General features: G+C 66.7%; 17 protein-coding genes. 5 read left to right on the top strand and 12 right to left on the bottom strand.

Annotated features, from left to right (window positions below; genetic code table 11):
- Positions 1-11: 11 nt before the first annotated feature.
- Positions 12-608 carry a 2-hydroxychromene-2-carboxylate isomerase gene (locus WKW82_RS03505; RefSeq protein WP_340340846.1) on the bottom strand — a complete coding sequence of 199 codons (597 nt, stop codon included), beginning with the start codon at positions 606-608 and terminating at the stop codon, positions 12-14.
- A gap of 75 nt (positions 609-683) precedes the next feature.
- On the opposite strand from WKW82_RS03505, the gene WKW82_RS03500 reads away from it, so the two are divergent.
- Both WKW82_RS03500 and WKW82_RS03495 read left to right on the top strand, forming a co-directional pair.
- On the top strand, positions 684-1,430 hold the full coding sequence (locus WKW82_RS03500) for an SDR family oxidoreductase (protein ID WP_340340845.1): 747 nt from the start codon (positions 684-686) through the stop codon (positions 1,428-1,430).
- Between the two features lie 176 nt (positions 1,431-1,606).
- Positions 1,607-2,242 carry a MarC family protein gene (locus WKW82_RS03495; protein ID WP_340340936.1) on the top strand — a complete coding sequence of 212 codons (636 nt, stop codon included), beginning with the start codon at positions 1,607-1,609 and terminating at the stop codon, positions 2,240-2,242.
- A gap of 108 nt (positions 2,243-2,350) precedes the next feature.
- Here the strand turns inward: WKW82_RS03495 and WKW82_RS03490 are convergent, their stop codons facing one another.
- The 7 genes from WKW82_RS03490 to WKW82_RS03460 all read right to left on the bottom strand — a co-directional run bounded on the left by WKW82_RS03490 (position 2,351) and on the right by WKW82_RS03460 (position 8,292).
- Positions 2,351-2,956, bottom strand: coding sequence for an HAD family hydrolase (locus tag WKW82_RS03490; protein ID WP_340340844.1), 606 nt, complete (start codon positions 2,954-2,956; stop codon positions 2,351-2,353).
- Entirely contained in the window at positions 2,943-3,431 is a 489-nt protein-coding gene (locus tag WKW82_RS03485) for a metallophosphoesterase family protein (protein ID WP_340340843.1), read from the bottom strand. Before WKW82_RS03485 ends, WKW82_RS03490 begins: the two co-directional genes overlap by 14 nt.
- A 7-nt stretch (positions 3,432-3,438) precedes the next feature.
- The gene (locus WKW82_RS03480; RefSeq protein ID WP_340340842.1) at positions 3,439-4,098 is read right to left on the bottom strand and encodes an ABC-type transport auxiliary lipoprotein family protein; all 660 of its coding nucleotides are present in this window, start codon (positions 4,096-4,098) and stop codon (positions 3,439-3,441) included.
- An 11-nt stretch (positions 4,099-4,109) separates the two neighbouring features.
- Positions 4,110-5,072, bottom strand: a complete 963-nt coding sequence (locus WKW82_RS03475) for an MlaD family protein (RefSeq protein WP_340340841.1) — start codon at positions 5,070-5,072, stop codon at positions 4,110-4,112.
- 239 nt (positions 5,073-5,311) lie between these two features.
- On the bottom strand, positions 5,312-6,106 hold the full coding sequence (locus tag WKW82_RS03470; RefSeq protein ID WP_340340840.1) for an ABC transporter ATP-binding protein: 795 nt from the start codon (positions 6,104-6,106) through the stop codon (positions 5,312-5,314).
- Complete coding sequence (locus tag WKW82_RS03465; RefSeq protein ID WP_340340839.1) at positions 6,103-7,236, bottom strand: MlaE family ABC transporter permease; 1,134 nt, start codon at positions 7,234-7,236, stop codon at positions 6,103-6,105. Before WKW82_RS03465 ends, WKW82_RS03470 begins: the two co-directional genes overlap by 4 nt.
- Before the next feature lie 54 nt (positions 7,237-7,290).
- Positions 7,291-8,292, bottom strand: coding sequence for a LysR family transcriptional regulator (locus WKW82_RS03460; protein WP_340340935.1), 1,002 nt, complete (start codon positions 8,290-8,292; stop codon positions 7,291-7,293).
- Positions 8,293-8,404: 112 nt separating this feature from the next.
- Between WKW82_RS03460 and WKW82_RS03455 the strand changes: the two genes are divergently transcribed.
- From WKW82_RS03455 to WKW82_RS03445, 3 genes are all read left to right on the top strand, one after another.
- Complete coding sequence (locus WKW82_RS03455) at positions 8,405-9,922, top strand: CoA-acylating methylmalonate-semialdehyde dehydrogenase (RefSeq protein ID WP_340340838.1); 1,518 nt, start codon at positions 8,405-8,407, stop codon at positions 9,920-9,922.
- Positions 9,923-9,988: 66 nt separating this feature from the next.
- The gene (locus tag WKW82_RS03450; protein ID WP_340340837.1) at positions 9,989-11,629 is read left to right on the top strand and encodes a GMC family oxidoreductase; all 1,641 of its coding nucleotides are present in this window, start codon (positions 9,989-9,991) and stop codon (positions 11,627-11,629) included.
- A 440-nt stretch (positions 11,630-12,069) separates the two neighbouring features.
- Positions 12,070-12,828, top strand: coding sequence for a sulfite exporter TauE/SafE family protein (locus WKW82_RS03445; RefSeq protein ID WP_340340934.1), 759 nt, complete (start codon positions 12,070-12,072; stop codon positions 12,826-12,828).
- A gap of 770 nt (positions 12,829-13,598) precedes the next feature.
- Here the strand turns inward: WKW82_RS03445 and mrdA are convergent.
- From mrdA to WKW82_RS03425, 4 genes are all read right to left on the bottom strand, one after another.
- Positions 13,599-15,590, bottom strand: coding sequence for a penicillin-binding protein 2 (mrdA, locus tag WKW82_RS03440; protein ID WP_340340836.1), 1,992 nt, complete (start codon positions 15,588-15,590; stop codon positions 13,599-13,601).
- A 344-nt stretch (positions 15,591-15,934) separates the two neighbouring features.
- Entirely contained in the window at positions 15,935-16,456 is a 522-nt protein-coding gene (mreD, locus tag WKW82_RS03435) for a rod shape-determining protein MreD (RefSeq protein ID WP_340340835.1), read from the bottom strand.
- A complete protein-coding gene (gene mreC, locus WKW82_RS03430; RefSeq protein ID WP_340340834.1) occupies positions 16,453-17,553 on the bottom strand; it encodes a rod shape-determining protein MreC in 1,101 nt (366 codons plus the stop codon). Before mreC ends, mreD begins: the two co-directional genes overlap by 4 nt.
- A gap of 139 nt (positions 17,554-17,692) precedes the next feature.
- The gene (locus tag WKW82_RS03425; protein WP_340340833.1) at positions 17,693-18,739 is read right to left on the bottom strand and encodes a rod shape-determining protein; all 1,047 of its coding nucleotides are present in this window, start codon (positions 18,737-18,739) and stop codon (positions 17,693-17,695) included.
- Positions 18,740-18,773 lie beyond the last annotated feature (34 nt).

Genomic DNA, 18,773 nt, shown 5'->3' with positions numbered 1-18,773 from the left:
GGTGGTGATGGTTACTTCAGCGCGCTGGCGAGGAACTCGAGCCGGTCCTGGCCCCAGAAGATCTCGCCGTCGAGCACATAGCTGGGCGCGCCGAACACGCCGGCGTCGATCGCCTCCTGCGTGTACTGCTCGTACGCTTCCTGCGCGGCCTGGCTTTGCGATTGGTCGATGAGGCGCGCGGGCAGGCCGCCCTTGACCACCAGGCCCTCGAGGTGCTTCGGGTCGGCGATGTTGAGTTCGTCCACCCATACCGCCGCAAAGATCGCGCTGCACAACTTCATCGCGGCATCGGTGCCTTCGTTGAGGTCGGCCGCGATGATGAGCTTGGACGCATCGTCCGTCGCCACCGGGAAGAACTTGGGCTTGGGCGTCAAGGGCATGCCGAGGTGGCGCGAGAAGCGCGCCAGCTCCACCAGCCGATAGGCCTGCCGCTGCGGCGCACGCTTGCCGAGCGGCAACCCGCCCGAGACCGGGAACACCGCGCCCAGGTCCACCGGCCGCACGCGCACGGTCGCGCCGGCGGCCTGCGCGATGGCGGCGAAGCGTGTGTGGCCGAGATAGGTCCAGGGACTCTGCGGGGTGAAGTAGTAGTCGATGGTTCGGCGCATGCCGTCTCCTCGATGATGTAATCGGGCGGTCGAGGGGTTTTAACTGAGGCACGGATTCTGTGCAGGAGATGGGCTTTGAACAAGGTTCTGTTGGTCACAGGCGGCAGTCGCGGCATCGGCGCGGCGACGGCCCTTCTTGCTGCGCAGCGCGGCTGGGCGGTGGCGGTCAATTACGCGAGCCAGGCAGCGGCGGCGGATGAGGTGGTGAACGCGATCCGCGCGGGCGGCGGCACCGCGATGTCCGTGCAAGGCGACGTCGGCGACGAAGCGCAGGTGCTGGCAGTGTTCGCGCGCGTGGATTCCGAACTCGGCCCGCTCAACGGGCTGGTCAACAACGCGGGCGTTGTCGACATGCAGGCGCGCGTCGACGAGATGAGCGTGGCGCGACTCGAACGCATGATGCGCATCAACGTGATCGGCAGCATCGTCTGCGCGCGCGAGGCCGTGAAGCGCATGAGCACGCGGCATGGTGGCCAGGGCGGCGTCATCGTCAACCTATCGAGCGCGGCGGCGCGGCTCGGTTCGCCGGGGCAGTACGTCGACTATGCGGCGAGCAAGGGTGCGATCGACAGCTTCACCGTCGGCCTGGCCAAGGAAGTGGCTGATGAAGGCATCCGCGTGAACGCGGTGTGCCCCGGCCTGATCGAGACCGAGATCCACGCCTCCGGCGGCCTGCCCGATCGTGCGAAGCAACTCGCACCGACCGTACCGATGAAGCGCACCGGCAGCGCCGAAGAAGTGGCGCACGGCATCGTGTGGTTGCTGTCGGACGAGTCCAGCTACACCACGGGGACGATCCTCGACGTGACCGGAGGGCGATGAAGTGATACCCACCCCCGAATGCGCCTGCGGCGCTCCCCCTCAAGGGGGCGCACCCAGCGGCCCGGCAAAGCCGGTTCCGCGGGTGCCCACGAACAGGCATTGTTCGCCGACCCTTCATGCGTCACTGCAGACGCGCAGCGTCGGGGATCACTGACATGGCCACTGCCGCCCAAACGATGGACCTGATCAAGCCGCTGATCTCGCTGCTGGCCATCGTGAATCCGTTGGCGATCGTGCCGTTCTTCATCCACTACACGCAGGGCTTCACCGACGGGCAGCGCCGACGGACCATCCTGGTGTCCTCGTTCAGCGCGTTCATCGTGATCGGGACCTGCGCGTTGCTGGGCTTGCAGTTGCTGGCCTTCTTCGGCATCTCGATCGCGAGCTTCCAGGTGGGCGGCGGCTTGCTGCTGCTGCTGAGTTCGCTGTCGATGCTGAATGCGCAGCCGGCCGAGATGAAGACCACCAGCGAGGAAGTCCGCGCGACCGAGGTCAAGGCCTCGCTGGGCGCCTCGATCGCGGTGGTGCCGCTGACCATTCCCTTGCTTACCGGGCCGGCCACGATGTCGACGGTGGTGATCTATGCCGAGAAAACGCGGCACTTCTGGGAACTGCTGTTGCTGGTGACCTATGGCGCGGTGATCGCCATCGCCACGGCGGCCGCGTTTTCGCTGGCCCAGCCGATTGCGCGCGCGCTGGGCAAGACCGGCATCAACGTGATGACGCGGCTGATGGGGCTGATCTTGGCGGCGCTGGCGATCGAGGTGATGGCGGACGGGTTGGGCAAGCTGTTCCCGATCCTGATGCGTTAGCGACTTGGCAATCGAACGCATCACTGCGTTGGATCGCCTTGCCGTGCTAAAGCACTGTCTGCGGCGCTCCGCCTTGTTCTGCGCTCGATTGCCAAGTCGCAAGATGCGTTAGTTCAGCCGCGCGAGCGCCTCACGCACGTCGGCCGGCGAGCGCACCTGAACCGCCTGCAAACCGGCGGCCACCGCGCCGACGACGTTCTCGACCAGGTCGTCGAAGAACAGGATGTTCGAAGGCGCCACGCCGATGGCGTCGGCGATGTGCAGGAAGGCCGCGGCTTCCGGCTTGCGCATGCCGATGTCCGAGGACAGGAACACCCGGTCGAAGCTGGCCGCGATGCGCGGATAGGCGGCGTTCCAGGTGCGCTGGTGTTCCGCATTGGTGTTGCTGAAGGCGTAGCAGGGAACGTGCTTGCGCGCCCGCTCGATGGCATCGAGGGTTTCGGTGATCTCGGCGCCGAAGATGCCGTTCCAGCCCTCGGCGATCTGCGCGTCGATGGCGCTGAGCTTGAGGTTGCGGCGCAGGCCGTCGTAGTAGTCGGCGGGCGTGATCTCGCCGCGCTCGAACTGGCGGTAGGGCTCGTCATTGCCGAAGCGCTCGCGCAATTCGCGCAGCGGCAATGTGGAAAACGGTGCCCAGTGCCGGATGGCCAGTTCGAAGTCGAATTCGATCACCACGTTGCCCAGGTCGAAGAGCAATGCATCAACGCGCGACACGGGCATCCCTCGAAGTCTCCAGGTCGACGATGCGCGGCTGGATGGCGCCGGCCTTGTCGACGACCAGTTCGCCGATCGAGATCGGCAGGCTGAAGCGTCGCGGCCCGGCACTGCCCGGGTTGATGTAGAGCACACCTTGGCGCGACTCGATCTTCGGGCGATGCGAATGGCCAGTGACCACCACCTGCACGCCGGCCGCGGCAGGATCGATGTCGAGGTCCTCCAGGATGTGCAGCGCGTAGATGAAGATGCCGCCGACCTGCACCATGTCGGTGTCGGGCACGGCATCGGCCCAGGGCTGGCGGTCGTTGTTGCCGCGCACGGCCGTAAGGGGTGCGATGGCGCCGAGGCGCTCCAGAACTTCAGGGCCGCCGATGTCGCCGCCATGCACGATGTGGTCGCAGCCCTTGAGAAAGGCCAGCGCCTCGGGGCGCAGCAGGCCGTGGGTGTCGGAGATGAGGCCGATGCGTGTCATGTGCTTGCTACTTCAATCCGTCGACCCATTGGACGATGTCGTTGACGGCGGCATCGGTGGCGGCGGCCAGCGCCTTCACGCCGCCGGCCGCGTCGGCGGTGGCGGCCGGGCGCTGCACGGTGAAGGTCTTCTGGCCGCGCACGCGGTCGCCGCCCGGCGCGCCGGTGACCAGCGTGGCGCGCAGGCGCACCAGGCCGACACTGCTGGAAGGCGTGTCGAAAACCTGGCTGAATTCCTCCACCGTGACGCGCAGGGTGTCGGGCGCCTTGCCTTCGGTGCTGGTCATGCTGGCGTTCTCTTCGGCATTGAGCACGAGGCGGCGTTGCGACAGTCCGTTGCGAATGCGCTGCCGCACCATCTGCGTCGGCGCCATGCTCCAGCGCGCTTGGCCATAGGGGCGCAGCTCGTTGGCGTCGGCATAGCCGAGGCGGTAGAGGATCTGCGTGCCGTCCAGGCGCGGGTTGGTCTCGAGTTCGGTGAGCGCGATGGTCGGCAGGCTCGGTGCTGCGGCCGGAGCGGGCGCGGTGTCACCGGGGCCGAAGTCGTACATCACGACGCGCGAGGGCTTGTCGGGCAAGGCGCCGCAGCCGGCGAGCACGGCGCAGATGCCGAGAAGGACAGCGGCACCGCGGACGCGGCCGGAGAAAGTCTGGATGGCAAGGGTCATGCGTGTCACCTTCAGGGCCGCGCGCTTGCAGCCGGCGCGGAGAAGCCGGGTTCGCCCGGTCCGGGCGCGACGCCGCCGTTGCCGTACAGGAGCGACTGCGGGTTGTCGTTGATGTTGTCGGCGGTGCGGCCGAGCCGGCGCACGGTGCGCGAGGCATCGTCGGCCACGCGGTTGATGCGCGGCAAGGTCGCGCCGTTGAAGTTCTCGATCGCCACCGACAACGACTTGGCACCATCGCCGACCTTTGCCAGCGCGCCGTCCGGCTGATTGAGGCGAGTGACCGTGGTGTTCAAGTTGTTGGCCGTGCGCGAGACGTCGCTGGCGGCCTTCTTCACGCGATCGAGCGTGTCGGGCATGCGCTTGAGCGCGGGGCCGAGGTCGGCCTTGATGGTCTTGTCGAGCGTCTGCGTGAGGCGGTTGGCGCCGGCGGCCGCCTGTGAGATGTTCTCGAGCGCATCGGCGATGCGCTTCTGGTTCTCGTCGGCCAGCAGCGCGTTGGCACGCTTGGCTGCGATATCCACCTGGGTGAGGATGGCCTCGCCGCGCTCCTGCAGCGACGCCAGCAAGGACGGCCTGAGCGGAATGCGCGGCGGGTTCTGGTTGTCCGGCGCGAGCGCCTCCTGGGACTCGCCCTTGTCGTCCAGCGCGATGAAGGCCAGGCCGGTCACGCCCTGGTAGCTCAGCGACGCGAAGGTCGACTTGGTGAGCGGCACCTTCTCGTCGACACTGATGCGCACGCGCACGTTGCCCTTGACCTTCGGGTCGAAGTCGATCGACGCGACCTTGCCGACCGCGATGCCCCGGTAGCGCACCATGGCCTGCGGCTGCAGCCCGCTGACCGCATCGCGCGTGGACAGCTCGTAGATATTGCGCACCGTGTCGTCGCGCGTGAGCCAGACCACGAGTGCGATCAATGCGGCCAGCAGGCCGATCACGAATGCGCCGGCGGCGATGGCATGGGCCTTGTTTTCCATGATCCTGAATCCTCAGTTGGCTGCGCCCGAGTGCGCCGTGATCGGCGTACCAGGCAAGGCGAGACGACGCGGTGGGCAAATGCCCACAAGGAGGAGCAACGCCGCATGGTGCGTCGAGCGCGGTGCAATCGGGTGCAGAGCGCTGTTAGCACGGCGATGAAGCTGATCGAAGGAGATGAAGTCAATTCTCATGGAATCTTCCTGAAGTACGGGCGCGCCCAACTGGGGATTCAGGATCACTACCTCTTCTCGTGCAGGGCTTCCATGGCGCGCTGGCCACGTCCGCCGAGGAAATACTCGTGGATGAACGGATGCGGATAGGCGATCACATCACGCGCGGTGCCGGTCACGATCACCTGCTTGTCGGCCAGCACGGCGATGCGGGTGCTGAGGTCGAACAGCGTGTCGAGGTCGTGCGTCACCATCACCACCGTGAGCCCGAGCTCGCGATGCAGTCCGCTCAGCAGGTCGCAGAAACCGTCGGCGCTTTCGGGGTCGAGGCCGGCGGTGGGCTCGTCGAGCAGCAGCAGCGGCGGGTCCATGATGAGCGCACGCGCCAGCGCCACGCGCTTGATCATGCCGCCCGACAGGTCCGACGGGCTCTTGGCCGCCTGCTGCGGATCGAGCCCCACCATCTGGAGCTTGACCAGCGCCGCGTCGCGGATCAGCTCATCCGGGAACACCTTCAACTCGCGCAAGGGAAACGCGATGTTGTCGAGCACGCTGAAGGCGGAGAACAACGCGCCGTGCTGGAACAGCATGCCCACGTTGGCCGCCGCCATGCCGCGGAAGTGGCCGGGTGGCCGGCCAAGCACGCTGACCTCGCCCTTCTCGGGATGCTCCAGCCCCAGGATCTGGCGCAGCAGCACCGTCTTGCCGGTGCCCGAGCCGCCCACCAGCGACAGCACCTCGCCGCGCCGGATCGCGAGGTTGAGATCGCGGTGCACGACCTGGTCGCCGTCTGGCGACTTGAACACGGTCCAGAGATTGCGGATCTCCACCACGTTCTGGAGGTTGTCGGGCAGGCCCGTCATTGGCGCAACCCGACGCCCTTGAAGAGCACGGCGAACAATGCGTCCACGAGGATCACGATGGTGATCGAGGTCACCACGGAAGACGTGGTGCCGCGCCCCAGGCTCTCGGTGTTGGGCTTCACCTTGAGGCCGAAGTAGCAACCGATCAGCGCGATGAGGATGCCGAACACCGCCGACTTCGACAGCGCAATCCACAGGTTGGACAGCGGCACCGCGCGCGGCAACGCCGACATGAAATACGAGGGCGAGATGTCGAGCGCCGCATTGGCCGCCGCCATGCCGCCGATGAGCGCGGCCATCGAGGTCCACATGCTGATCAGCGGCATCGCGATGGCCAGCGCCAGCACGCGCGGCATGACCAGCCGGAAGCCATGCGAGATGCCCATCACGCGCATCGCGTCGAGCTCTTCCGTCACGCGCATCACCCCGATCTGCGCGGTGATGGCCGAGCCGGAGCGCCCCGCGATCAGCACCGCCGCCAGCACCGGCCCGAGCTCGCGGATGAGCGACAGGCCGAGGATGTTGACGATGAAAGCCTCGGCGCCGAAGTTGCGCAACTGTTGCGAGGTGAGGTAGGCCAGCACCACGCCGATCAACAGGCCGACCAGCGCGGTGATCGGCAGCGCGGTCGCGCCGAACTGGTAGAGCTGGCCCGAGAAATCGCGCCAGGGCGCGCGATGCGGCGCGCGGAAGAGCCGGATGATGTCGAGCGTGAGCTGACCGATGATGCGCAGGAAGTCGCGTACCACGCGCGCGATGCGCGGGCCGGTGTGCGCGAAGGAGCGGAAGCGGTCGGCCCAGGTGCGCGGCGGCTCCTCGGGCATGCTGCAGGTGTACTGCGCGACCTGGTCGAGCACCGCCTTGTGCTGCGCATCCATCTCGAGTTGCGCGGGCCATGCCTTGCCCCAGTGGTTCCAGAGCACTTGCGCGCCGACGTGGTCGAGCGGATCGATGGGCCGCAAGTCCCAGGCGGTGGCCGCGCGGGTGGAGGCCAAGCCCTGAAGCAACGTCTGCCATGCATTGGGCTGCGCGATGGCCATGGCCGTCCAGCGGCCGCTGGCCGTGACCGTGCCGGAGTTCTGTTCGACGCGCGGAGCAGAGTCAGTCGCAGGCGACGCGGCGGCGGGCATGGGCTCAATCGACTCCGGGTAGAGCGCTGATGGGAAGGTGTTTCAAGGCTCGCATCATCGTAACCGCAGGGGCTGCGCGCGCGACACGGGAACGACCCCCACCTTGGGGCCTTCACTGAAGCCACTCGCCAGCGTCTCGCGCAGCCACGCAACGAAGGCCGCCACGGCACGCGGCACATGGGTGGCATAGGGGCGGATCGCATAGAGCCGGTCACCGAAGGCGCCCACCGGTTGCCACTGCGGCAGCACTTCGACGAGCTTGCCCGATTGCAGCGCCGCCTGGGCGCTGAAGTCCGGCAGCAGTGCAATGCCCAAGCCGGCGATGGCGGCATCGCGCAGCGCCTCGCTGTTGTTGGCGGCGAAAGGGCCCATGACCGGTACGGTGATTCGTGGCGACGCACCTGCGGACCGTGACGCGGCTCGCGCCTCGAGGTGCCAGGCCGGCGTGTCCTGCGCACGCGGGTAGTGCAGGCAATCGTGGCCCGCGAGGTCCTGCGGCGACTCGGGATTGCCGCGGCGGCGCAGGTAGGCGCGACTTGCTGCGAGCACCGAGCGCGTCTCGCACAGCGTCCAGGCGACGTGCGTGTCCGGTGGCGCGGCGGTGTGGCGGATCGCGAGGTCGAAGCCCTCCATCGCCAGCGAGCTGAGGCGGTCCGACAGGTCGAGTTCGATGCGCACCTCCGGTTGCGCACGCAGGAAGTCGGCCAGCCGCGGCACCAGTTGTTGCCGCGCAAAGGCGACCGGCGCCGTGACACGCACCAGGCCGCGCGGCACGCCCGCCAGGTCGCGCACGCCCGCAAAGCTGTGCGCGATGTCCTCGAAGGGCTGGCGCATGTCCTCCACCAGGTGCTGGCCTGCCTCGGTGAGCCGCACGCTGCGCGTGGTCCGCTGCACCAACGGCACGCCAGCCGCGCGCTCCAGTTCGGCAATGCGCTGGCTCATCGCCGCCTTGCTCACGCCCAGCCGCCGCGCCGCCGCCGTGTAGCTGCCTTGCTGGGCCAGCACCGTGAGCCAGTGCAGGTGCATCCAAAGCGACTCGATCTTTTGTTGCGCCATGCCTGCATTGTTCACCATGGCGAACAATCAATTCAGCTTCTCGTGGCTTGGCGCAGGTCCATCGCGTGCCTACACTGCCCAGCACTTCATCGCCACGACGAGAGACACCGCCATGCAAATCATCAAGACGCCGATCGACCACTTCATCAACGGCCGCATGGTCGCCAACACCTCGGGCCGCGTGCAGGACGTGACCAACCCGGCCACCGGTTCGGTGACGGGTGCTGCCGGCCTGGCCGGTGCGGCGGATGTCGATGCCGCCGTCGCCGCCGCCAAGGCCGCCTTCCCCGCCTGGGCCGACACGCCGCCGATCCGCCGCGCGCGCGTGCTGTTCAAGTTCCTCGAACTGCTGAACATTCACAAGGACGAGCTGGCCCATCTGATCACCGCCGAGCATGGCAAGGTCTTCACCGACGCGCAGGGCGAGGTCACACGTGGCATCGACATCGTCGAATTCGCCTGCGGAATCCCGCAGCTCCTGAAGGGCGATTTCACCGACCAGGTCAGCACCGGCATCGACAACTGGACGCTGCGCCAGCCGCTCGGCGTCGTGGCCGGCATCACGCCCTTCAACTTCCCGGTGATGGTGCCCATGTGGATGTTCCCAGTCGCCATCGCCGCCGGCAACTGCTTCATCCTCAAGCCCAGCCCGACCGACCCGAGCCCCTCACTTCGCATCGCCGAACTTCTGAAGGAAGCCGGCCTGCCCGACGGCGTGTTCAACGTCGTCCAGGGCGACAAGGTCGCGGTCGATGCGCTGCTGGAGCACCCGGACGTCAAGGCCATCAGCTTCGTGGGCTCCACGCCGATCGCCAATTACATCTACGAGACCGGCGCGCGCCACGGAAAGCGCGTGCAGGCGCTCGGCGGCGCGAAGAACCACATGGTCGTGATGCCCGATGCCGACATCGATCAGGCTGTCGACGCGCTGATCGGCTCCGCCTATGGCTCGGCCGGCGAACGCTGCATGGCGATTTCGGTCGCAGTGCTGGTCGGCGACGTGGCCGATCGCCTGCTGCCCAAGCTGATCGAGCGCACGAACACCCTCAAGGTGCTCGACGGCGAAAACCTCGCCGCCGAGATGGGCCCGATCGTCACCAAGGCCGCGCATGAGCGCATCACCGGCTACATCGCGCTTGGCGAGCAGGAAGGCGCCAAGCTGCTGGTCGACGGCCGCGGCTTCGACGCAAAGAAGGCCGGTGACGGCTGCGACGATGGCTTCTGGATGGGCGGCACGCTGTTCGACCACGTCACGCCGGACATGCGCATCTACAAGGAAGAAATCTTCGGCCCGGTGCTCGGCTGCGTGCGCGCGCACGACCTGGCGGAAGCGGTGGACCTCATCAACGACCACGAGTTCGGCAACGGCGTGAGCTGCTTCACCCGTGACGGCAACGTGGCGCGCGAATTCAGCCGCCGCATCCAGGTCGGCATGGTCGGCATCAACGTGCCGATCCCGGTGCCCATGGCCTGGCACGGCTTCGGCGGCTGGAAGCGCTCGCTGTTCGGCGACATGCATGCCTACGGCGAGGAAGGCGTGCGCTTCTATACCAAGCAGAAGTCGGTCATGCAGCGCTGGCCGGAGAGCATCGGCAAGGGCGCGGAGTTCGTGATGCCGACGGCGAAGTAAGCTCACCGCACAGCCCGAGGCACGGTCCACCGTCCCGGGCTTTTTCCTGACCCTGGAGACAACGCGTTGAGCGACACCACTTTCGACTACATCGTCATCGGCGGCGGCACCGCCGGCGCGCTGCTGTGCAACCGCCTCACGCAGCAATCGCAGAAGCGCACGCTGCTCATCGAGGCCGGCCGCAAGGACGACTACCACTGGATTCACATCCCGGTCGGCTACCTTTATTGCATCGGCAACCCGCGCACCGACTGGCTCTACAACACCGAGCCCGACGCCGGCCTCAACGGGCGCAGCCTGCGCTATCCACGTGGCAAGACGCTGGGTGGCTGCTCCAGCATCAACGGCATGATCTACATGCGCGGCCAATCGCGCGACTACGACCAGTGGGCCGCCCTCACCGGCAGCGACCAATGGCGGTGGGACCAGGTGCTGCCCGCCTTCAAGAAGCATGAGGACTACTACCTCGGTGCCGACGACCTGCATGGCGCCGGCGGCGAATGGCGCGTCGAGAAGCAACGACTGCGCTGGGACATCCTCGACGCCTTCGCGCAGGCAGCGCAGCAAGCGGGCATACCCCACTCCACCGACTTCAACCGTGGCAGCAACGAAGGCGTCGGCTACTTCCAGGTCAACCAGAAGGACGGCTGGCGCTGGAACACGGCCAAGGCCTTCCTGCGCCCGACCTGCTACGGCCGACTCAATTTCGAGATGTGGGTCAACGCCCACGTCACGAAGCTCATCGTCGAGACCCAGCCCGACGGCAGCCAGCGTTGTACCGGCGTGCAGGTGTGGGACGGCCAGCAGATGGTCACCGCGCATGCCACGCAGGAAGTGCTGCTGTGCGGCGGCAGCATCGGCTCGCCGCAACTCCTGCAACTCTCCGGCATCGGCCCGGCGGACCTGCTGCAGCAGCACGACATCCCGGTGGTGGCCGACCTGCCCGGCGTCGGCGCCAACCTGCAGGACCACCTGCAGATCCGCGCGGTGTTCAAGATCGACGGCGCGCCCACGCTCAATGTGCTGGCCTCGTCGATGTTCGGCAAGGCGAAGATCGGCCTCGAATACCTCATGAAGCGCAGCGGCCCGATGAGCATGGCGCCCTCGCAGCTCGGCGCCTTCACGCGCAGTTCGCCCGCCTACGAATGGCCGAACCTCGAATACCACGTGCAGCCGCTGTCGCTCGACGCGTTCGGCGAGCCCTTGCATGCGTTCCCGGCCTTCACTGCCAGCGTATGCAACCTCAACCCGACGAGCCGCGGCACCGTGCGCATCAAGACGCCACGCTGGCAGGACGCCCCGGCCATCGCGCCCAACTACCTGAGCACCGAGGAAGACCGCAAGGTCGCCGCCGATTCGCTGCGCGTCACGCGCAACATCGTGGCGCAGCCGGCACTGGCCAAATACAAGCCGCAGGAATGGAAGCCGGGCATCCAGTACCAGAGCGACGACGAACTGGCCCGGCTCGCGGGCGACATCGCCACCACGATCTTCCACCCGGTCGGCACCACCAGGATGGGCGCCGACGGCGATCCAATGGCGGTGCTCGACGCGCGCCTGCGGGTGCGCGATGGCCGCGGCGGCTTCATCGCCGGACTGCGCGTGGTCGATGCCGGGGCCATGCCGACCATCACCAGTGGCAACACCAACAGCCCCACCTTGATGATGGCGGAGAAGGCAGCCGCGTGGATTCGCGCGGCTGCCTGAACAAGCGCCCCGCGCCATGGAGCGCAACTTCGAATCATCGGGGCATCGGGGCATCGAGAAAGAACTACGCCCCCGTCCAATTTGCACCAGTTGGGCTGACTTTTCGAATCAATTGGATAACATTTGAATACCGCCGATACGGACTTAGAGCTGACGTTGCCCAAGAGCAACGGGTATCCCCCAATGCACTCTCGCGGTGCTGCCGCTACAGTCTTGCCACTCGCAACGGGCCACGCCCGCTGGGCGGGGCCGAGGAGACAAACCTTCGCGACCAAGTACAACGAACTAAAAAGGCCTCCGTGCATGACACCGGATGCCGCACCTTGACAAAGCGCCGCCAGTCGGCGCTTTTTTTATGCCTCAACGGGTTCGAAGCCTGTGGAACCGGGGCTCTTCCGCTATCAACTTGATAGCACGCCCCCGGTGCGACAATGCCCGCCATGGAAATGCTGGTGGTCACGGGAGCCTCTCTTCTCGGGGGGTTTGTCGATTCGATCGTGGGCGGCGGCGGACTTATCCTGGTGCCCGCGCTGTTCGCCACGTTTCCGGGCGCACCACCCGCGACGTTGCTGGGCACCAACAAGAGCGCCTCGGTCTGGGGCACAGCGGCGGCAGCGGCCCAGTTCAGCCGAAAAGTCCAGCTTCAATGGGCATCGCTGCTGCCAGCCGCCATGGTCGGCTTTGCCGGCTCCTTGCTCGGCGCCTGGGCGGTCACGGTGTTCCCGGGCGAATTCCTGCGGCGTGCCCTGCCCTTCATCCTGCTGGCGGTCCTGGGATACACGCTGGCGCGCAAGGACATGGGGCGCCACCATGTGCCGCGCTTCGTCGGCCAGCACGAGGTCATGGCCGCCTGCGCGATCGGCCTGCTGATCGGGCTGTACGACGGGTTCTTCGGCCCTGGCGCGGGCAGCTTCCTGGTATTCCTGTTCGTGCGCTGGCTCGGCTACGACTTTCTCAATGCCTCCGCCTCGGCCAAGTGCATCAACGTCGCCACCAACCTTGCGGCGCTGATGCTGCTCGCGGCCAAGGGACATGTCTGGTGGCAGTACGGCCTGGTGATGGCCGTGGCCAACGTGATCGGCAGCGTGCTCGGCACGCGTGTCGCGCTGAAGCACGGCGCGGGCTTCGTGCGCGGCGTGTTCATCGTGGTGGTGAGTGCACTGATCCTGAAGACGGGCTATGACGCGTTCCTGCGATAGCAGCGAGCGATGCTTTGCGACAGCACCCTATACAGCTTGCGAGCCACGGATAACAGCGGGAAACCCCAAACACTTCACGAACTTTTTTCCCCTTGGCGTTCGCACTGGAACGATCATCAAAGGAGTTCGAAGGGATCAAAAGAATGCGCACTCATCCAAGCACAGTCCACACGCCAGCAACGGCTCAACAACGTACGCCACTGGCAGCCGCCGTGGCACGCCGATTCGACGTGTTGTCGGCTCGGCGCAATCGCGTCAAAGCACAACGCCGGCAAGACCAACTTGCGCATCTGGACCTGGATCAGCGTGTGCGCGAAACGGGGGAGTGGTAAGCCTGCCGGCAAACCGCCTTCCTGCCTGCAAGGGGCGAGCGGTGGGTCGCCCATGGAAGAAACCTGCAACGCAAGGCCAAGGCTGGGAGCCTCAAATGCAGCCTCATGCGACTTCGCAATCCAACGCACAGTGCAGTGGATCGCCGCGGCGCCATGCTATGGCGCGGTCTGCGCCTCTCGGCCTTGATCTGCGCTTGACTGCAAAGTCATAACAGTTCTCCATGACGCTGGCGCGTCTTCCGCGACGCACGAAACCGGGGCGACGTTGCCAGTTCGTGGGCAACCACGGAACCGGCTTTGCCGGGCCCTTGGGTGCGCCCCTTGAGGGGCTGAGGGCCGCGGCTCCAAGCCTGCCTGCGCAGGCTTGGACGGCCCGCAAGAGCAGCCGCCCCTGGCGGCCGCGCGGGCGCCGCAGGCGCATTCGGGGGTGGGTTCATTTCACGGCGAAGCGGTCGATTCGCCTGCGGTGGCACCGGCCGGCGCCACCGCCGCAGGCCACGCAGCCTCACTCGCCAGCCGCGGCTTGCCGATGGGGGCGGAGGCCTTGCCCACCTTGATGGCCGCCATGTCGGCCTCGCTCGGATACTGCCCGAGCAACCAGTAGTCGAACACGCGCCGCGCGATCGGCGCCGCAGCGCCAGCACCCCAGCCCGCGTTCTCCACGATCACCGCGACGGCAATCTTCGGGTCATTGGCCGGCGCGAAGGCCACGAACAGTGCATGGTCGCGCTGGTGTTCCTCCAGTGCCTTGGCGTTGTACTTGGTGTTCTGCGCTTGCCCCACAGCCTGGGCCGTCCCGGTCTTGCCGGCGGCGACGTAGCCAGCGCCGACGAACACGGCGCGCGCCGTGCCGGCGGTGATCACGGCCTGCAGGCCTTCCCGCACCACGGCCACGTTGGCCGGCGAGAAGCGGAGGTCGATGGTCGGCGGCGGTTCGACGGGCGTGGTCTTGCCGGAGACGGTGTCGCGCGTGGCCACGACCAGGTGCGGCTGGTGCTTGCGGCCGGCGTCGGCAATGATGGCCGTGGCCTGCGCGAGTTGCAACATCGTGAAGCTGTTGTAGCCCTGCCCGATGCCCAGGGAGATGGTCTCGCCGGCGTACCACTTCTTCATCTCGGGGCGCTTGTAGGCGTTGCGCTTCCATTCCGTGCTGGGCAGCACACCGCGCACCTCGCCGCCGAGGTCGATGCCGGTGATCTGGCCGAAGCCCAGTGGTTTCATGAAGTCGTGGATCAGGTCCACACCCATCTCGTTGGCCAGCGAGTAGTAGTAGATGTTGCTCGACAGCTGGATCGAACGGCGCATGTCGACGTTGCCGATGTTGCCTTCGGGGCTGCCGAAGCGGTGGCCTGCAAAGTTGTAGAAGCCAGGGTCGTTGACCTGCACGTTGGCCCCGCGTTTGCCGGTCTGCAGCGCACCCATGGCCATGAACGGCTTGTACGTGGAGCCGGGCGGATAGGTGCCGCGCAGCGCCCGGTTGAGCAGCGGCTTGTCGATGGACCCGCTGAGTTCTTTCCAGCTCTCGCTGTCGATGCCCTCGACAAACAGGTTGGGATCGAAAGTGGGCTTGCTGACGAAAGCCAGCACCTGGCCGGTCTTGGGGTCGAGGGCCACCATCGCGCCGCGGCGCTCGCCGTACATGTCCTCGACCATCTTCTGCAGCTTGATGTCGAGCGACAGCATCACGGTGTTGCCGGGCGTGGCCGGATGGCCGTTGAGCCGGCGCACCGCTCGCCCGCCGGCGGAAGTTTCCATCTGCTCGACACCCGTCAAGCCATGCAGGGTCTTCTCGTAGCTTTGTTCGATACCCAGCTTTCCGATGTACTCGGTGCCACGGTAGTTGTCGTAGTCCTCGTCGTCCCACTCCTCCATCGCGGCCTTTTCCGCCTGGTTGATGCGGCCGATGTAGCCGAGCACGTGGCTGGCGATTTCGCCGTGCGGGTAGTTGCGGAACAGGCGCGCCTTGATCTCGACGCCCGGGAAGCGATAGCGCTGCGCGGCGAAGCGGGCCACTTCCTCGTCGCTCAGGCGGGTGCGGATGGGGATGGAGTCGAAGCTGCGGGAATCCTCGCGCAGCCGCTTGAAACGCCGCCGGTCGCGCGGCCCGACTTCGATCACGGTCGCCAGGCCGTCGATGGTTTCTTCGAGGTCGGCCACCTTGGAGGGCGTGATCTCCAGCGTGTAGGCCGAATAGTTGGAAGCCAGCACGATGCCGTTGCGGTCAAGAATCAGGCCCCGGTTGGGCACCACCGGCACGACCGCGGTGCGATTGGCCTCGGCCTGCTCGGCCAGGTCTTCATGGCGCACCACCTGCAGGTAAGTCAGGCGCAGGCCCAGCAGGGTGAAGGCCGTCAGCACGACGAGGCCGATCACAACCACGCGACGCTTGAAGCGCGCGATGTCGGCAGCGACGTTGCGGATTTCAGTCATCGAGGGGGCCAGGGCCTGTTCGCACTACTAACGGGGTCGCGTTGGCCAGCCTTGGGGCTGGATGCAAGGCGCCCGCGCGCAGCAAGGCTGGCGCCTTGCAAGCGCGGGCAACGCCGCAGACGGCCCCAAGGCTGGCCAACCCGAAGGGAAGGCATGCCGAAGCGGCCAACTCCGCGTTGCACTCCTTGCGTGTGCCAATGCACGCGCGGCGTCGTGCGCCTTGATTTGTCCGCTTCGGCATGTCTTCGCGACTTCGTTAGTAGTGTGAACAGGCCCGAGAGCTTAGGCTTGTGGGGTGTCAATGGCAATCGTGCCGCGGCGGTGACGACCACGCTGCATGGTGATCACAAGGGCCGGTTGGCATCGGGCTCCGGCGTTCGGCGCTGCGGTGCGAGCAGCAAGGCGCTGACGAACGGCCAGAGCACGGCTTCGATCAGCGGAGCGAGCGTAAGGTTCCATCCCGGAAACACGCCGCCACCGACCATGCGGATGCCGAGCTCAACGAAGTGCGACAACGCAAACAGCGGCAGCAACTGCAGCGCCTGGGAGATCATCGGGTACCAGAGCAGGCGCCGGTGGATCATGATCGCGAAGAAACTCAGCGCCGTGTAGGAGAGCGCATGCTGGCCCAGCATGGCGGACTGGTGCACGTCCATGAAAAGCCCGAACACGAAGGCCACCCCGATGCCGATGCGCGTGGGCTGGTGCACGCTCCAGAACACGATGACGAGCGCCAGCACATCGGGAAACCAGGCGATGCGCCCGAGCGGCAGCATGTTCAGCAGCAGGGCCAGCAGCAGGCTGCCCCAGATGAAGAGCGGGCTCACGGGCAGCAGGAGCTGCTGCTGGCCAGGACGCATGATCATCGTGCGGCTCCTTTCTCTTTCCGGTCGGCCTTTTCGGCTGCCTTGTCCGCGGCCCTGTCCGCGGCCACGTCCGCCTTGTCGGGCTGGGGCGGAGGGGCGGGCTTGGCCGGCTTGTCGCCAGGCGCCGCCGGTGCTGCCTTGTTCGCCTTGTCCACCTTCTCGCCCTTGGCTGGCTTGTCGCCCTTCTTCTTCGCCGGGGCGACCGGCGGCGCCACGACCGGCGCCGGCTTGGGCGGGAGGTTGAGGTTGGCCGGCACCAGCACCATCACGTAGCGCGCAGCCGCCACGCCGCCGGCGGGCACGCAATGGATGCGGGCGAAGGCCGAATCGGCGCGACGCTCGATGCGGTCGATCCTGCCGACCGGCAAGCCCGCCGGGTAGACGCCGTCCACGCCACTGGTCGTCAGGAGGTCCCCTTCCTGCACATCCGAGTTGGCCTGCATGAAGCGCAGTTCCAATCCGCCGCCGTAGGCATTGGCCTCGCCGAAGGCCACGCTGCGCGCACCTGTGCGGGCGTTCTGCACGGGGATGGCCAGGTCGCGGTCGGTCACCAGTGTGACCTCGCTGGTGAATGGCAGGACCTGCGTGATTTGCCCGAGCACGCCGCGCTCGTCGATCACCGGCGAGCCGGGCAGGATGCCCTGCGTCATGCCCTGGTCGAGGATCAGCTTGCGGGTGTAGGGGTCGGCAGCGTCATAGAGCACCTCGGCGACACGGCCCGGCGTCGTGGTGCTGGCCCGCAATTCGAGCATGGAGCGCAACCGTGCGTTTTCCTGCGCGAGGGCATCGGACTGGCTGGCGCGCTCCGACTGCAGCGCCAGCGACTTGCGCGCCTCGGCCTCACTGCGCTGGGCCACCTGCAGGTCTTCGAAGTAGCGGGTGCCGCCGAGCACGAATTGCACCGGCTTCATTGCCACCCATTGCACCGGATACAGCACCGCGCCGATGGCTGCGCGCACCGGCTGCACGATATGGAATCGCGCATCCGCCACCATCAGGAACAGCGACAGCGCGCTGAAGAAAATCAGCTTGCTGAGCGCCGATGGCCCCTGGCTGAAGAGGGGCGGCGCAGTGCGATCGAGGGTGCCCAGTGGCATGGTGCGGTTTTACGCCAGAAACACCTGGAATTTTCGTGCGATGCCTCGGAACCGGCTTCGCCGGGCCGCCGGCTCCGCTCCGTTGAAGGATTGGGCGAAGCGGACACGAAGTGCCGCGCAACCGCGCAAGTGTGGCCCGTCAGAAGTCGGAGGTGAAGATGCTTCCGAGACGGTCCATGCGTTCCAGCGCGATGCCGCAACCGCGCACGACGCAGGTCAGCGGGTCCTCGGCCACCAGCACCGGCAGGCCGGTTTCTTCCGCCAGCAGGCGGTCCAGGTCGCGCAGCAGTGCGCCGCCGCCGGTCAGCATCATGCCGCGCTCGGCGATGTCGGCGCCGAGTTCGGGTGGAGTCTGTTCCAGCGCGTTCTTAACGGCCGAGACGATGTTGTTGAGCGGATCGGTCAGGGCTTCCAGCACTTCGTTGCTGCTGATGGTGAAGCTGCGCGGCACGCCTTCGGAGAGGTTGCGGCCCTTGACTTCCATTTCCTTGACTTCGGAGCCCGGGAACGCGGAGCCGATGTTCTTCTTGATGACTTCGGCCGTCGGCTCGCCGATCAGCATGCCGTAGTTGCGGCGGATGTAGTTGATGATGGCCTCGTCGAAGCGGTCGCCGCCGACGCGGACCGAGCCCTTGTAGACCATGCCGCCGAGCGAGATCACGCCGACTTCGGTCGTGCCGCCGCCGATGTCGACGACCATCGAGCCGCTGGCTTCGCTGACCGGCAGGCCGGCGCCGATGGCCGCGGCCATGGGTTCCTCGATGAGGTAGACGGAGGTGGCGCCGGCTGCTTCGGCCGCGTCCTTGATGGCGCGGCGCTCGACCTGGGTGGAGCCGCAGGGCACGCAGATGATGATGCGCGGGCTCGGCGTGAACAGCGAGCGCGGGTGCACCATCTTGATGAACTGCTTGATCATCTGCTCGGTGATCACGAAGTCGGCGATCACGCCGTCTTTCATCGGGCGGATCGCCTCGATGTTGCCGGGCACCTTGCCGAGCATGGCCTTGGCTTCCGCGCCAACCGCCTGGATCACCTTCTTGCCGTGCGGACCGCCTTCGTGCCGGATGGCCACGACCGAGGGTTCGTCCAGCACGATGCCCTTGTTGCGGGCGAAGATCAGGGTGTTGGCGGTGCCGAGGTCAATGGCAAGGTCGGTCGAGAAGTATCGACGGAAAACTCCAAACATTTGCGGAATCCTTGTGGCACGGCATACGCTTCGG

Origin of the sequence: Variovorax rhizosphaerae, assembly GCF_037889975.1 — a bacterium.
GTDB lineage: Bacteria > Pseudomonadota > Gammaproteobacteria > Burkholderiales > Burkholderiaceae_C > Variovorax > Variovorax rhizosphaerae.
This window is presented reverse-complemented; position numbering and strand designations above follow the sequence as displayed.